16 protein-coding genes are annotated in these 15811 nt (G+C 35.9%); 7 read left to right on the top strand and 9 right to left on the bottom strand.

Going from position 1 to position 15811, the window contains the following annotated elements; genetic code table 11:
- Window position 1 precedes the first annotated feature (1 nt).
- Window positions 2-2599 (bottom strand): BamA/TamA family outer membrane protein, encoded by a 2598-nt coding sequence (locus ASG21_RS10235; RefSeq protein ID WP_056079232.1) that lies wholly within the window; start codon window positions 2597-2599, stop codon window positions 2-4.
- Here ASG21_RS10235 and ASG21_RS10240 point away from each other — a divergent pair.
- Window positions 2585-3316, top strand: a complete 732-nt coding sequence (locus tag ASG21_RS10240; protein WP_056079235.1) for an RNA methyltransferase — start codon at window positions 2585-2587, stop codon at window positions 3314-3316. The two genes, ASG21_RS10235 and ASG21_RS10240, sit on opposite strands and share 15 nt — an antisense overlap.
- Before the next feature lie 151 nt (window positions 3317-3467).
- On the opposite strand, the gene ASG21_RS10245 is transcribed toward ASG21_RS10240, so the two are convergent.
- From ASG21_RS10245 to porQ, 5 genes are all read right to left on the bottom strand, one after another.
- Window positions 3468-3965 (bottom strand): hypothetical protein, encoded by a 498-nt coding sequence (locus ASG21_RS10245; RefSeq protein WP_056079237.1) that lies wholly within the window; start codon window positions 3963-3965, stop codon window positions 3468-3470.
- Window positions 3966-3969: 4 nt separating this feature from the next.
- On the bottom strand, window positions 3970-4278 hold the full coding sequence (locus ASG21_RS10250; protein WP_056079240.1) for a phage holin family protein: 309 nt from the start codon (window positions 4276-4278) through the stop codon (window positions 3970-3972).
- A 75-nt stretch (window positions 4279-4353) separates the two neighbouring features.
- A complete protein-coding gene (locus ASG21_RS10255) occupies window positions 4354-4698 on the bottom strand; it encodes a YtxH domain-containing protein (protein ID WP_056079244.1) in 345 nt (114 codons plus the stop codon).
- A gap of 93 nt (window positions 4699-4791) precedes the next feature.
- A complete protein-coding gene (gene cmk, locus ASG21_RS10260; RefSeq protein WP_056079248.1) occupies window positions 4792-5466 on the bottom strand; it encodes a (d)CMP kinase in 675 nt (224 codons plus the stop codon).
- Window positions 5467-5549: 83 nt separating this feature from the next.
- Window positions 5550-6542: a type IX secretion system protein PorQ gene (gene porQ / locus ASG21_RS10265; protein WP_056079250.1), complete on the bottom strand. Its 993-nt coding sequence runs from the start codon at window positions 6540-6542 to the stop codon at window positions 5550-5552.
- 310 nt (window positions 6543-6852) lie between these two features.
- Between porQ and pyrH the strand changes: the two genes are divergently transcribed.
- Both pyrH and frr read left to right on the top strand, forming a co-directional pair.
- Entirely contained in the window at window positions 6853-7560 is a 708-nt protein-coding gene (pyrH, locus tag ASG21_RS10270) for a UMP kinase (RefSeq protein ID WP_056079254.1), read from the top strand.
- A 124-nt stretch (window positions 7561-7684) separates the two neighbouring features.
- The gene (frr, locus tag ASG21_RS10275; protein WP_056079257.1) at window positions 7685-8239 is read left to right on the top strand and encodes a ribosome recycling factor; all 555 of its coding nucleotides are present in this window, start codon (window positions 7685-7687) and stop codon (window positions 8237-8239) included.
- Between the two features lie 62 nt (window positions 8240-8301).
- Here the strand turns inward: frr and ASG21_RS10280 are convergent, their stop codons facing one another.
- Entirely contained in the window at window positions 8302-8946 is a 645-nt protein-coding gene (locus tag ASG21_RS10280; protein WP_056079260.1) for a hypothetical protein, read from the bottom strand.
- Between the two features lie 114 nt (window positions 8947-9060).
- Here ASG21_RS10280 and ASG21_RS10285 point away from each other — a divergent pair, with 114 nt between their 5' ends.
- Together ASG21_RS10285 and ASG21_RS10290 are read left to right on the top strand one after the other, a co-directional pair.
- Entirely contained in the window at window positions 9061-10563 is a 1503-nt protein-coding gene (locus ASG21_RS10285; protein ID WP_056079263.1) for a bifunctional GNAT family N-acetyltransferase/carbon-nitrogen hydrolase family protein, read from the top strand.
- A 146-nt stretch (window positions 10564-10709) separates the two neighbouring features.
- Window positions 10710-11360, top strand: a complete 651-nt coding sequence (locus ASG21_RS10290; protein WP_056079266.1) for a hypothetical protein — start codon at window positions 10710-10712, stop codon at window positions 11358-11360.
- A 26-nt stretch (window positions 11361-11386) separates the two neighbouring features.
- Here the strand turns inward: ASG21_RS10290 and ASG21_RS10295 are convergent, their stop codons facing one another.
- On the bottom strand, window positions 11387-12031 hold the full coding sequence (locus ASG21_RS10295; RefSeq protein ID WP_056079270.1) for a hypothetical protein: 645 nt from the start codon (window positions 12029-12031) through the stop codon (window positions 11387-11389).
- 5 nt (window positions 12032-12036) lie between these two features.
- Window positions 12037-12477, bottom strand: a complete 441-nt coding sequence (locus ASG21_RS10300) for a hypothetical protein (RefSeq protein WP_056079275.1) — start codon at window positions 12475-12477, stop codon at window positions 12037-12039.
- A gap of 138 nt (window positions 12478-12615) precedes the next feature.
- On the opposite strand from ASG21_RS10300, the gene ASG21_RS10305 reads away from it, so the two are divergent.
- On the top strand, window positions 12616-14223 hold the full coding sequence (locus ASG21_RS10305; RefSeq protein ID WP_241773485.1) for an AarF/UbiB family protein: 1608 nt from the start codon (window positions 12616-12618) through the stop codon (window positions 14221-14223).
- 224 nt (window positions 14224-14447) lie between these two features.
- On the top strand, window positions 14448-15800 hold the full coding sequence (locus ASG21_RS10310) for a DEAD/DEAH box helicase (RefSeq protein ID WP_056079280.1): 1353 nt from the start codon (window positions 14448-14450) through the stop codon (window positions 15798-15800).
- Window positions 15801-15811: the final 11 nt, after the last annotated feature.

Consider the following 15811-nt stretch of genomic DNA (forward strand, 5'->3'; position numbering starts at 1 on the left):
TTTAAAACGGATATCCGAATGCGATGTTCATCGTCGGTTTCAGAGGCTGGAAGTATTTTAATCTCCATCGTTCTGCATCCGGTTTATTGGGGTCGTACATTTTATAGGCAAGGTCTAATCTCAAAGTGATGTAAGCAATATTCACTCTCAATCCCAATCCACTTCCTACACCCATCTGGCGGATGAATTTGTTGAATTTAAACTGATCATCAAAACCGCTGTCTTCAAGATTCCAAATGTTACCGATGTCTGTAAATATCGCTCCTTCGTACATGTCATTGAAAGGCAGACGGTATTCAATATTTGTTGTCAGTTTTACATTTCCCATCAGATAAGTACGTACACGCTCATCAATTTGCGAATCTCCAGGACCTAAACCACCGAAGGCAACCCAGGCTCTGATATCGTTCGATCCTCCATTGAAATATGAACGTATAAAGGGCATAGATGAAGAGTTTCCGTATGGAATACCGACACCTACAAACTGTCTGAGAGCTAAGGTCTGATTTCCATTGACTTTAAAGTATTTTCTTACATCGAAATCAAATTTTACAAATTGCGCATAAGGAATTCCGAAAATCGTCTTCTGCGGACTTGTTACAACGCCTCCTTCATCTCTTTTCTGATTAAAAATACTGGGAATATTTCCTGCCAGTTCTACTTTTCCGTTAAAATAGAAAGCATTTGGATAATCTTTTTTACCAATTTCATTATAAACAAAGTTGTAAATCATCGATGAAATAATAACATCCTGCGTCTGTCTGTCTTTGTTTACCAAAGTCCCTGAAAAAGACAGAAGTCGGTCTGCCTGTTCCTGATTGAGTGTATTTACGTACCCTTCGTCCTGCAGAATCATCATTGAAACCTGATCTCTTGTAAGCAGTCCAGCGTTAAACTGCTGTTCCAATTGTGGATTGTAGGCAAAGTAATCTGTAAACGCAGCCCGTCTGATATTATCGTCACCCACGAAAAAATCGTAGTAGCTGTCTTTATTTTTGGTTAAACTGAACTGCGTGTTAAAAAGTGACAGTCTGTGAGAAACCTGATCGTTTACATTGGCAAAATAATTTAGACCTGTATTAAAATTGACTCTTCCCAAACCAATGTTATTCTGTACTGAAGCTCCCAAAACAATGGATGAAGTAGGAGTGTACCGCTTAGGAATCAATTTGTAATAAGAAAACGGTAAAAGCAGTCGTGGAAACTGAAGCGATGCCTGAGCTGAAATTTCGTAGGCACCAATTCTCTTACTGATATCTCTCGGATTCACAATTCTTCCGAAAGTTCCTGAAAGACTTGTTGTAAGGTTTTCTGCACCGCCAAAAATGTTTCTCGTAGTGAGATCTACAGACGGAGAAATTCCTAAATTCAATAGTTGGGAATAATTGATATCCGTTCCCAGTTTCAGTTCAAATTTATCTAAAGGTTTCAGAATATATAACACATCAATAATGCTGTCACTTATTTTTCCGCCGTCATCTTTTCTGTAATCAACTTCAGATTTTAAAACGCTGAAGTTGTTCATCGCTAAAAAGTTACGTTTGGTCAGGTTAAGTTTTTTCTGATCATAAACAGATTTGTTATCTTCAATGACCGCGCGCCACAAAGCCTGATTTTTGTACCGGTTATCCATTTTATGGAAACGTATTCTTCTGAGGCTGTCCTGTGTTGTTCTTTTTTCGTAATAATCTGAAATATCATCCACTACTGCAACATCGATATTACCAATGGTTGCCACTTTGTATGGAGTATTTACTGAGTCTTTATGAATTTCAAGGGTCAACGGAACTTCTTTTCTGCTCTTCAGGGAATCTGCTACAAAATAAACTTCATTATTTGCACTGTTGAATCTGTAATATCCGCGGCTCCGCATGATTTCGTTGATCCTCGTCACCTCTTTTTCAAGATTGGTCTGATCAAGAATATCACCTTTTTTGATTGTAGTTTTAGAAATGTTGTCTTTAAAGTGTGACTTAATTGCGAAATCCGGAATATTGTAATAATAATCTTTGATGATTGTAGGGCTGTTGTGCTTTATCGTATAATTTACACTTGCCTTTTTATTTGCAGAATCTTTTTTGTCCGAAGCAATGACTTCTCCATCCCAAAAACCTCTGTAGGTCAGTCTTTTTTCGATTGATTCTGCGCTTTTTTCGGTTCTTGTTTCGTCAAAAATTACGGGAGGGCTTCCCCAGTTGTGATAAAGCCTGTCCATGAAAAGACTTTTCCCGACACTGCTCTGCATATTGTATTTTATGAACAGTGAATCTCTCAACTTCTGATTTCTCATTTCGCTGGGATAGGTCATGTATTCATTTAAAACCGTATCGTATTTCGGATTGGCGGCGTTGTAAAACCAAAGACTCAGTGGAACAAATAAGAGCTGTTTTTTATTTGGTTTTTGCTGAACGTAATCCTTCAGTTCATCATCAAAAGGCTGTTTGCCGTCTTCAAATTCGAAAGTATTGCTGGTAAGAAGATACTCTCCATCTGGCACTTTTTTGGTCGTACTGCAGGCATAAAGTAGAATAATAAATGTTGCAAATGAAAGAATTTTATAATACTTTTGAGGAGATTTCTTATAATGCTTACAGCTCATACAATAAAAATTTTACAGTCTCTTGATAAAAAGAAGTTCAGGCAAAAATACAATTTGTTTTTGGTTGAAGGCAACAAAATCATTTCCGAACTTCCTCAATCTAACTATAAAATTAAAGAAATATTTTCCACCGATCCGGAAAGATTGGTTTTAAAAGATATTTCAGGCATACCAATTTCCGAAAGTGAACTGAAGAAAATAAGTTTCCTTCAAAATCCAAAAGATTCTGTTGCGGTATGTTTTCTGGATGATAAAAAAGATTTTGAGGAAAAAGATTTTCAGATTGTTTTGGATGGAATTCAGGATCCCGGAAATCTGGGAACGATAATCCGTTTGGCAGACTGGTTCGGAATCGAGCAGATTGTCTGTAGTGAAGATACTGTAGATTTTTATAATCCTAAAGTAATTCAGGCTACGATGGGCTCATTTACAAGAGTGAATATTGTATATAAAAATCTTCCTGAATATTTATCGGAAACCAGGAATCATAATATTGGAACGGATATGACAGGCGAAAATATTTACAGTTTTAAAAAGCCTGAAAGAATCAATTTAATTTTAGGTAATGAGGGCAACGGAATGCGTTCCGAAACTGAAAAATTTTTGACTGAAAGTATTTCTATTCCAAGATTTGGGAAATCACAGTCTACAGAAAGCCTTAATGTTTCAATGGCTGCGGGAATTATTTTAGGACAGCTTTTTAGGGTTGGAGGGTGATAGAGTTTGAGAGTAGTAGGTTTGTTCTGTAAAGTTTGAGGGTGTTACGGTTGTAGAGCAGTAGAGTTGCTCATTGAGAAGTTTTTTTATAGAATTAGAGAGTAGGAGGGCTCTTGATAATCTAAACACTCCGACTCTCTAACACTAAAACTCATATAAGCTGTTCCATACTGGAAACACTTTTTGATTTCTGATATGCTTCAAGCTTATTTCTTAAAAATTTCAAAGCTACCGGGGCAAGATAAATCATCGCAACACCTATTGCTTTTTTCTTCCAGTTGCTGCTTTTAAGATTTTTCTTGGCATAATTGGCAACCAATGCAGTGGTACCCAGTTTTATCAAACCTTCCAGCGCGTCACCTTTAAATGCGGAGTTGGCCAGTCCAATCGCAGCATTTTTGCTGAAGATCATATTTTTAACCTCGGAAGTTACCTGCTTTGCAATAACATCTTTTCTGAGTACTGTTTTTTCTTCACCGTCATCATCTGTTTTTTCTTTCAGATACTGATCAGTAAAGCCGTTTGTGAAGGCACTTAAGCTCTCCTTAGCATTCTTAAAAGTGAGGAGTGCTTCAAGATCATCTACTTCTGCCTGCAGAAGTTTTTTCTTTCTCTTAAGTTCTTCAAGACTGTTAAAATTTACACTCATAATATTAATGATTTATAAATTGCACCACTTTATCAGCGATAATATTGACTATTTTTTTCTTCAGAACAGCAACAATGATCATCAGTACAACGTAGAATGCTGCAACAATCAGAAAACCATAAGCGGTGTTATCCAGGGCTTTGCCGATTAAATAAGCCAATCCAAAATTGAATAAGATGATAAAAAAGGCAAACGCAATAAGAAATATGATAAGATAAGCGATGATTCCCGCTGAGATGGAGGTTTTTTCGGTAGCCTGTATCTTGATAAGATCTAGCCTTTTCGTTGCATATTCTTTTAGAGTTTCTACCATTATTTTTGTTTTTAAAGTTACAAAAAAAGGAACTTTAATTCAAAGTTCCTTCAACTATATTGTTGTGAAAATAAATTATTTCAAATCATTAAGACCGTTTTCCACATCCTTTACAACATCTGAAGTTTTGGATACGATTTGGTCTTTGTACTTGTCATAACCGTCTTTTACGGTATGTGCTACATTATTTGCAGTATCTTTAAAAGTAGTTGAGATATTGTCGTACTGCTCTTTTACTTTGTCAGAAACTTCTCCGTATTTATTTTTAGCCTGATCTTTCAGATCGCTAGCTTTTGTTTTAATTTTTTTTCTTGTCTCTTTACCTTCCTCAGGAGCGTAAAGCATTCCTAAAACTACGCCAGCTGCGGCACCTGCTAATAATCCTGCTAAAATTCCTGCTGTATTTCCTTTTTTAGACATTTTTTGTTTTTTTTAATGGTTAATATATTCGGTTTAATGTTTTTTAAGTTTGCAATTAATATACCAATCGAACCAAATGAATGATAAAAACTGTTAAAAGTTCTTCACATGATTCAATATCGTTTCTATCGTTTCTTTTTTGGTCATATCAGTATTATCAATGACGATGGCATCTTCCGCCTGTCTGAGTGGTGCGACTTCTCTTTCACTGTCAATACGGTCTCTTTCTGCCAGATTGTCTGCCACCTGCTTCTCATCAGCCGCAATGCCAAGACCTAAAAGTTCCTGATATCTTCTTTTTGTACGTTCTTCAATACTCGCTGTCAGGAAAAATTTAAAATCTGCGTCCGGCAAAACTACAGTTCCAATATCTCTGCCATCCATGATGACACCGCCTTTTTCAGCAAGTTTTCTCTGATATCCCAGAAGGAATTCCCTTACTTCAGCCTGTTTTGCTACATTGCTGACATTATCAGACACTTCATTGCTTCTGATTTCTTTTGTAATATTGATTTCGTTAAGAAAAAGAACCAGTTCGTTTCCGATATTTCTAAATTCAAGATGAATATGATCAAAGTTTTTAAACAGCTCCCCGATATCAACTGTTCCGTCTGCTCTGCAACAGTTCTGAAGTGCAAACCAAGTAACACCACGGTAAAGTGCGCCTGTATCTAAATGTACAAGCTCAAGACGCTGCGCAATAATCTTTGAAATAGAACTTTTCCCCGTAGAGGAAAATCCGTCGATGGCGATTACCGGTTTTTTCATAAAGGCAAATTTCAAGAAATTTTCTTACAAAATCAATATTGCGTAAGATAAAATCTCAGATTTTATGGAGTTTTTGATCTTAATTACTCACCACGGCGGCTTGTAAGATCCACAGAAATACCCAATTGATTTACATTGGAAGCGTTATGATATCTGATGTGAGCATAATCTAAACGGAATCTGGATAGTTTAATCCCAAAACCTCCAGAAAGACCCGAAAAATTTCTCTGATCCACAACTGCAAGTTCGCTTCCTCTTCTTACATTATATCCTAAACGGATGTTGAAACTTTTTTCAGGAAAAAGTTCGGCTCCCAAAGAAAAGTGATCTGCGATTTTTCTTCCGATATTTACTTCCTGTCCGTTGGCGTTCAATTCAGAAGAAATATCAAACTGCTGTAGATCGTGTGCTGTAATAGTTACTGCTAAAGGGAAATTTGGAATAATTCTCGTATATCCAAGATCAATTCTGAACGGCAGATCTTCTCTGGTTCCGTTGAATGATTTAAACTGATATCCGAAATTCCTGAAAACCAAAGACGCAGTCTCCTTGTTTTTCTTGTGATGATAAGTGATTCCGGCGTTTCCTGCAAGAGCAGAAGAAGTGTAGGTATCAATTTTTGAAGTAATAAAGTTTAAACCTCCTCCAATCGTCCAGTTTTCTTCAAACTGATAGGCATATCCGGCACCCACGGCGACATCTGAAGCAGAAAATTCTCCCATTTCAAAACCACTTTCATCGGTTCTGGGGATATTTCCGTAACTCATATATCTTGCGTTGGCTGTAAGAAAATGACCGTTATCCATATCTTTTGCAAAAGCGATGGTTCCGTATTTTGAATCTGCGAGATAAGCAGTTGCATTCAGGGCAAGCTGCATATCTGAATCCCTATTTAATAAGGAAGGATTGGCAATTGCAAACGACACATCCTGATCTCTGACAGAGATCGCATCGCCACCCAAAGCTGCCTGTCTGGCAGATACAGGTATGTTTAAGAAAGGATACACATTCGTTCCGTTTTGTGCAAACGAAACAAAACCTGCGAGCACGAGAGGGAAAAATAAAACTTTCTTCAATTCATTATATAATTAATGCAAAAATAATCCTTTTTAGAACTTATCAAAATATTTGTTTAAGTATTTAACCGAATTATTGTTAAATAATCTGAAGTTTCACAATGATTCTCAGTTCGTAACCAAAAAAGGCACTTAATTTACGGACATCTATAAGTTTTCGGGAACAGATTTCTTTTTCATTCTGATTGAATTTAAACTTAAATTAAAACTTTTCAAGCTGCAAAATTTCTAAAAAATAATTAGTATTAATGTTTATATTTGCACAATTAATTTTAAAAAAATTAGTGCCTTAAAATTATTACTGAAAGACATGAAATATAAAAGAATCCTTCTGAAATTGAGTGGTGAAGCCCTGATGGGAGATAAGCAATATGGTATCGACACAGAAAGACTGCAGGAATACGCTGCGGAAATCAAAAAAGCTGTTGAGAAAGGTTGTGAAGTGGCAATTGTGATAGGAGGAGGAAATATTTTCCGTGGTGTGGCAGGAGCCGCAAAAGGTATGGACAGAGTACAGGGCGACTATATGGGAATGCTTGCGACTGTAATCAACGGTATGGCTTTGCAGGGTGCTTTGGAGGATGCAGGAATTAAGACTAGACTGCAGTCTGCAATCGAAATGGACAAAGTTGCCGAACCTTTCATCAAAAGAAGAGCGGTAAGACATCTTGAAAAAGGCAGAGTGGTTATCTTCGGAGCCGGAACCGGAAATCCTTATTTTACAACTGATACTGCAGCGACTTTGAGAGCTATCGAAATTGATGCTGAAGTGATTTTAAAAGGAACAAGAGTAGACGGAATCTACGACAGTGATCCAGAGAAAAACGAAAATGCTGTAAAGTACAACTCACTGTCTTTCGACGAAGTTTTCGAAAAAAATCTTAAAGTGATGGATATGACTGCTTTCACATTAAGCCACGAAAATAAACTTCCAATCATCGTTTTCGATATGAATAAAGAAGGAAATCTTTTAAAAATCATTGAAGGAGAAACTGTAGGAACTTTGGTGAATCTTTAGGAGAAGAGCCAGATAAAAAGTATAAAGAACCAGGTGAGACGGAATGTAATTTAATTTAAATCACTTATTTCCCATCACTTATTACTCATATAAATGTGTAACTTTTCAAATTTTATAATATATAATGGAAGAATTAGATCTTATATTAGAATCTGTAAAACAGGACATGGACGCAGCGGTAAAGCATTTGGATCATGCATTTCAGAGAATCAGAGCGGGGCGTGCTTCTACGTCTATGGTGCAGGATGTAATGGTAGAATATTACGGATCGCTTACACCAATCAATCAGGTGGCGAACGTTTCTGTGCCGGATGCAATGACAATTTCTATTCAGCCTTGGGACAGATCTGCTATCACTGCAATTGAAAAAGCGATCATCAATTCAAATTTAGGTTTTGCTCCTTCCAATAATGGTGAAAATATCATTCTGAATGTTCCGCCATTGACTGAAGAAAGAAGAAAAGAGCTTGCAAAACAGGCTAAAGGTGAAGCTGAAGATACCAAGATCGTTGTAAGAAATGCAAGACAAAACGGTATCAAAGAACTGAAAAAATTAGAAGGTGTTTCTGAAGATATCATTAAAGATTCTGAGGCAACTATTCAGGATTATACAGATAAATATGTGAAAATCTGTGACGATCATCTGAAGTCGAAGGAAGCTGAAATTATGAAAGTTTAATCTTCATTCATTTCATTACAATACAAAAAGAGATTTCCGGTTTGGGAAATCTCTTTTTTGTTTTAAAGACAGGTTTTAAGGTCTGTTTTATCATTTTTATGTTTGATAAATTTTGCCAGTTCTGAAAGCATTTCCTCAGCCTTACAGTCTTTAGACTTTTGATTTGGAAAGTTCGAAGGATCCGGTTTTTCTTTATCAGCAGATTTTAGAATGTATTTTTTCTCAAGACAGTCAATCATTTTTCCATTAACAAAATACATTCTTGATTCTGTGATGTTGTCTTTTGTTTCTGGCTTTTCCGGTGTGCCTCCGTCAAAACTCCAGACCGATTCATCCCGGAAAATAAAAAATGGCTTTTCTTTATTCATATAAAATTTTTCTACCGCAGAATAATGACTGTACTCTGAATATTCATGTTTAATTATTTTTAATTCATTATTTTTAGAATAATAAATTACCCGCCCGTCTCTGCCATCGCATTCGTAATCCAGAGAGGTGGAATCTAAAGCTTTATTCTGTAAATCATTTTCAAATTCCGCACAATACTTCTGCACATCTTCTTTAGATAAAATCGAAATACTGTCGTCTGTTACAGTGGATTTTCCGGCTGGGACTGTATTTTCCTTTTCGGTTTTTAAATCTGTCTTTTCTTTTGAGCAACTTTCAAAAACAAGAAAGAAAGTAAGGATTATTGGGATAATTTTCATATTTTACATTTTAAAATCAAGTACAAAAACTGTGCAGGTTGGTTTAAATATTGTTTAAATAAAGCCTCAACGAAAGTTTTAAACTTTAAAAGAATTAATTTTAAAAGAAAAATTATGCAGATAGACGCAAGAAATCTAAGTGTAGACGATCATGAAGAGCTGGTAAAAACGATGAAAAGGGCTTACCCTACGATGTCAGACTACATTTGGCCAAAGAAAAGCATAGAAAAACTTACCAAAATATTTCCTCAGGGACAAATCTGCATCACCGTAGACGGAAAACTGGCAGCTGTCGCGCTTTCAATCATTGTGAATTATGACGACTTTGGTGATGACCATACTTACAAAGACATTACGGGAAACTATAGTTTCAGCACACACACCAATTCTGGAAATGTGCTTTACGGAATTGAAGTTTTTGTAGATCCAGAGTACCGTGAACTGAGGTTAGGCCGGAGATTATATGATCTGAGAAAAGAACTTTGCGAACAGCTTAATCTGAGAGCCATTGTTCTGGGAGGAAGAATTCCGCATTACCATAAATACAGTGATGAATTATCTGCGAGAGATTACATAAGAAAAGTGCGTGACAAGGAAATTTATGATCCGGTGCTTTCTTTTCAGTTGTCTAATAACTTTTTACCGATTAAAGTTCTTAAAAAATACCTTCTCGAAGACGAATCTTCGAAAGAGAATGCCGTTCTCCTTCAGTGGAACAATATTTATTACAGCAAGCAACCCAACACAATGCAGGACAGCGTTATCCGTCTGGGATTGGTGCAGTGGCAGATGAGACAGTTCAAAGATATTCATGCATTTTATGAGCAGGTAGAGTTTTTTGTAAATGTGATGGGCGACTACAAAGCCGATTTCGTTCTTTTTCCTGAACTTTTCAACACGCCTTTACTCGCGCCTTTCAACCATCTTTCTGAAAGAGACAGTATGATTGAACTGGCAAAACTGACAGATGATATCAGAACCAAAATCTCTGAACTTGCGATCAGTTACAATGTCAACATCATTTCTGGAAGCATGCCTTTTTATGATGACAACGATTTGTACAACATTTCTTATATGATGCACCGTGACGGGAGGATTGATGAGTACAGAAAAATTCACATTACACCCAACGAGAAAAAATATTACGGAATGAAAGGTGGCAGCGAAATCAAAGTTTTCGACACCGATTGCGGGAAAGTCGGACTGGTGATTTGTTATGATGTTGAATTTCCTGAACTGCCGAGGATTTTAGCGGATCAGGGAATGAAAATTCTCTTTGTTCCATACCTTACAGACACGCAGAATGCATACATGAGAGTTCGTCACTGTGCGGCAGCAAGAGCGATCGAAAATGAATGTTATGTTGCCATCGCAGGTTGTGTTGGAAATCTTCCCGGTGTGAATAATATGGATATTCAGTTTGGGCAGGCTGCTGTTTTTACGCCTTCCGATTTTGCTTTCCCATCCAACGCTGTGAAAGGTGAAGCCACCCCGAACACAGAAATGACCTTGATTGTTGATGTAGATTTAAATTTACTAAAAGATCTTCACCACAACGGTTCAGTGCAGATTTTAAAAGACAGAAGAACTGATTTGTATGAAATAAATTATAAATAAAGATTATTTTACAAAGTATAAAAGCAATTACCGGATGATGGTTATTGCTTTTTTTTTACAAATTCTGCAGGATGAATTTTGAATTTGATAAAATATTATTTCACGTTTATAGAGAATTATTTGTATTTTGCAGATAAAATACACAAATGACAGACCAGTTAAAATCAAAAAGCAACATTACGGATGAACTGAAATATGTTGCAAAACTTCTCAGCAAAGCGACTCTAAGTTTTCTTAAAATCAACCTTATCGGGCAAATCTCAATTCTTATTATCTGCATTTCAACAATTTTTATTGCCATGGGTCAGATGTATGGAAATGAGGGAGTCAATACTATGATTTCGCAAAGACCAATACCATTCGCAATGGTTTTACTGAATATGATTGCGAGTCCGTTTCTGTTATTTTCATTGGGAAATAAATATGTGATGACGCGAACGATCAACAGATTAATTTCAGATAGAGGCGAACAGTTGCTTTTCCCGATTATTGACAGAATTTTAAATAAAGTAAAAGCCAATCAGCCACAATTGTTTCAGAAAGGTGCAGATAAAACAAAGCTTCAGCTGAAGATTCTGCAGGAAATAAGAGATTCGAAAGAAAACAAATGGTTTAAGAAAATAATTGCTTTCGGATTTAAAAAAATTGAACTCAGTGAAGTAGATTTCAGAGATGAGAACGTAAGTTTTACCGAAATCATTAAAAATAAAATCATTGATAAACTGAAAGGTATTTCAGCACCAAGCCGGCTATTTTTCTATCTAATTTTGGGATGGCAGGCTTTGATCTTGTGTTAACGGTTTTCTGGGTGATTTAATTAAGGTTATTTTTTAAATTGAATGTTGGTACATTTATTTTTTCCATACCAGTCAAGCCAGATTTTTTTATCATCTTTGTAGACTCCGCCGGGATAAATACCCCCATAGTTAAGCAGGCTTTCGCTTGTAACGTGAGTATATTTTGAAATAAAATTTAAGGTTTCACGGAATTTTCTTCCCTGATTTGAATTTATCAGAATATCAATGAATTTTATCGATTCAAAAAATTTCTCCTTGAACTCAGGATTTTCTTTACAACGAATAGTTTTCCCGCAAATATCCGGACTGTCAAGAAGAATCAACCTGTAATCTCTATAATTAAAAATTGTATCTATCCCCTCGTGAAAATAGACTTCACCGTATGTTTTTGATAAGTAATTGAATTTTGCGTCGGTTTTAACTGTTAGTTGATATATCTGAGCAGTGTCAATTATTGATCTCATTTCCTCTGTACAAAACTTAGACTTTGTAAAAAAGGCTTTCATTGTATCATTTTTCAGAAAATATACATAATCATTTCCAGTTGAATCAATCCGGGATATTTTAGCGTAAACATCTAATGTTTCAGATATAAAATTGACATTTTTAACGACGTATGATTTACATGATAAAAAGAGTAACGGTATTAAAAATAAAATAAATTTTTTCATGTTTACTATTTTGAAAGTTCAGGAGCAATATATTTTATTAGAGTAAACCGGGGATTAATTTGATTACCTGTAATATTTTCGCAGTCTTCAAAAAATTCAGAATTCATGCCTTCATCCCACACAACTATATTGCTTATAGTCATGCTTCCCAATGTAGTTCTATGGTGACCTGAATACATTTGTTTTTGAAGAAAAAGAGTATAGTTTTTATGTAATTTAATTTTTCGGTAATTCTTATTCGCAAAAGCTGTATCAACAACCTTTGTAAAAACGCCTTCAATGGAATCATTTTTGAAATGAAAAATGTGAATTCCATTTTTGGTTTCTATATCGAAAAATTTTGCTTTAGTCAGAAAGTAATTGCCACGGAGAATATATTCTGTATTTTTTCTTGAAATACAATTTGTAAAAAGGCTGAGAATTAAAAGGAATAATAATTTTTTCATCACAAATCAAAAATATAAATTCTTTCTTAGAATTCAGACTAAAACTTTCATCAGGAACATTTTTTGAATATCTTAGAACCAATTATTTTCAAGACCATGTTCGATAAGCAGCAGCGAAAACTAAAAAGATCAGCAAAAATGTTTTCTGTACTCAGTAGGTATGGGTTTAAAGACGTTTTGGCAAGAATGAATGGTGGAAAAAAGTCTGATAATGCAGATTTTCAGAGTGATGAAGTGATCTCGAAAGGAACTGTTTACGAAAGAATTAGAATGGTTTTGGAGGAACTCGGTCCTACTTTTATAAAGCTTGGGCAAACCTTCAGCAACCGGGAAGACCTTCTGCCGCCGGAACTGATTCAGGAACTTCAGAAGCTTCAGGACAGAGTAGAAGTGGTTGATTTGAATGTAAAAGAAATTCTCGAAAATGAAATCGGAATTACTGCAGACGAACATTTTGCGTTCATCAATCCAAAACCTCTGGCAACCGCTTCCATAGCTCAGGTTTATGAGGCACAGCTTCTCGATGGAGAAAAGGTTATCCTGAAAATTAAAAAGCCAAACGTTCAAACCTACATCGAAGATGATCTTCTCTTGCTGAAAGATATTATAAAACTTCTCTATTCCTACACAGATTTAGGCGAAAAACTTAATCTGAAACAGGCAATCTCGACCTTTGAAAAATCATTGCTGGAAGAACTTTCCCTCGTCAATGAAAAAGAAAATATTCTGCAGTTTTCCAGAAATTTTAAAAACAATAAAGAAACGTATGTCCCGAAGGTTTATGATGAGTTCTCAAACAATACCGTGCTGTGTATGGAGTTTGTGGACGGGATCAAAGTAACCGATAAAATTGCTCTTCTAGAGCATAATATTGATCCTGTGACCGTGTCTGAAGTAGGCTTAAGACTTTTTGTTTCTCAGATTTTAGATTTTGGATTTTTCCACGCAGATCCTCATGGCGGAAATATTCTGGTGAAAAAAGATGGTAAAATTGTTTTTATAGATTTTGGTGCTGTCGGGAAAATTCAGCCGAATGACAAAGAGATTTTAGAAAATCTGATCATTGCATTTATCGCTAAAAATTCGCATAAAATCGTGCGCTATCTGAAAAAAATGTCGGTGAGCTACAGTATTCCCGATGAAAGAAGATTTGAAAATGACGTTCAGGAAATTCTGGATTTTGTTCACAGTTCGTCACTTAAAGACATCGATGCAAATGTGGTCATGAATAAAATGAAAGATGTTCTGAAGGACAACAGACTTCACATGCCCGATTATTTTTACCTTCTGTTTAAAGGAATTGGTCTGATAGAAGGTGTTGGGAGAAGTATAAATCCAGATTTAGATGTTGTTAAAAGCCTGAAACCGTACACAAAAAAGATTTTCGCACGCAAACTTACTCCTGAAAATATTCTGAAAACAGGAATAGATAAAATGATGAATTTTACTGATAACGTAGATGAAATTCCAAAAGAACTGCGTTCTGTACTTCAGAAGCTGGACGAAAATAAATTTACCGTTACAAGCGAAATAAAAAATATTGAAAAGACGAACCAGTTAATCAAATCAAGTATTGTCAATTTAATTTTAGCGATGATTTTAGGTGCGAATATCATCGCCACAGCGATTGTTTTTGTATCAGAATCCGAACCGAGGATTGGAGAAATGTCTTTGGTTGCTGTTTTGGGATTTTGTTTTTCTGTTTTGCTGGTGGTTATTCTTTTGTTGAGAATTTCCCGCAAGTAAAGTTTTCATCACCTTCGGTTCCAAAGAATCTTGTAAACGGGGTAGATTAGTCTGGACTATCTTTAAAAAATGATACAGAAATTCTCTCGCTGATTTTACAGATTTTGCAGAAGACTTAGAATAAAATCAGTGTTAATCCGTGAAATCTGTGCGACAAAATTTCCAGCTTTCCTCATCCATCTTCCTCCTTCAAAATACAAATATTAATTCCCTATCTTTGCAAAATGGAAAAACTCACTTTTGCAGACTTTGACCTTCCGGTGAAGGTTCTTGATGTTTTAGCAGATTTAAATTTATTTGAGCCCACTCCAATTCAGGAAAAAAGTATCGGTCCTATCCTTTCAGGAAGGGATGTGATGGGAATTGCGCAAACGGGAACGGGAAAGACTTTAGCGTATTTACTTCCGGTTCTAAAGACCTGGAAATACAATAAAAATGGAAATCCTACGGTTGTGGTTTTGGTTCCTACAAGAGAATTGGTGGTTCAGGTGACAGAAATCGTTGAAAAACTGACAGAAAATCTTACTGCAAGAGTAATTGGAATATACGGAGGTAAAAATATCAATACCCAAAAATTATTGTTCAGGGATGGTTGTGATATTTTAGTTGGAACGCCTGGTAGAATCATGGATTTGGCCATTGATAATGCGATTTCTCTTAAAGAAGTTCAGAAATTAATCATTGATGAATTTGATGAAATGCTGAACCTCGGTTTCAGACCACAGCTTACACATATCTTCGAAATGATGCGGGATAAGAGACAGAATATTCTTTTCTCAGCAACCATGACCGAGGCTGTTGACGAAATGCTGGATCAGTATTTTGCAGGTCCGATAGAAATTTCACTGGCAAAATCAGGAACTCCGCTGGAGAAAATTGAGCAGACTGCCTACAAAGTTGAAAACTTCAATACGAAGATCAATTTGCTGGAACATTTGCTGAAAAACAGTGAAGACATGTCTAAAGTCCTGATTTTCGCGAATAACAAGAAGCATTCAGATTTACTTTTCACCCAAATTAATGAGCTTTTTCCAGAGCAGTTTGATGTAATTCACTCCAATAAATCTCAGAACTACAGACTCAAGGCAATGAAACGTTTTGAGAATGAAGAAATCAGAGGTTTAATCACAACCGACGTGATGGCGAGAGGTCTGGATATTTCAGATATTACGCATGTGGTCAACTTTGAAACTCCTGAAGTTCCGGAACAGTATATTCACAGGATCGGTAGAACGGGTAGAGCAGACAAAAACGGTAAAGCCATCTCTTTTGTGGCAAAAAAGGAAGAAGAAGCTGCATTGGACATCGAATTACTGATGGACAAAGAGTTGGCTTACATTGATTTTCCTGAGGAAGTGAAAATTAATCCGAAGAAAATTGCATCTGAAGAAGATCAGATCGTAATGAAAAATCCTGCTCACGTTAAACTTTTTGATGGAGGCGGTGCTTTCCATGAAAAGAAAGATAAAAACAAAAAAGAAAACTGGGGCGGACCTTCAAAAAGAAAAACTCCCAAGAAGTTCGGAGCCAACAGAGCACAGCAAAAAGCGATTTCGAAATCGAAACGTAAGAAATAAAACAAAAAAAC

The organism is Chryseobacterium sp. Leaf394 (assembly GCF_001424105.1).
GTDB lineage: Bacteria > Bacteroidota > Bacteroidia > Flavobacteriales > Weeksellaceae > Chryseobacterium.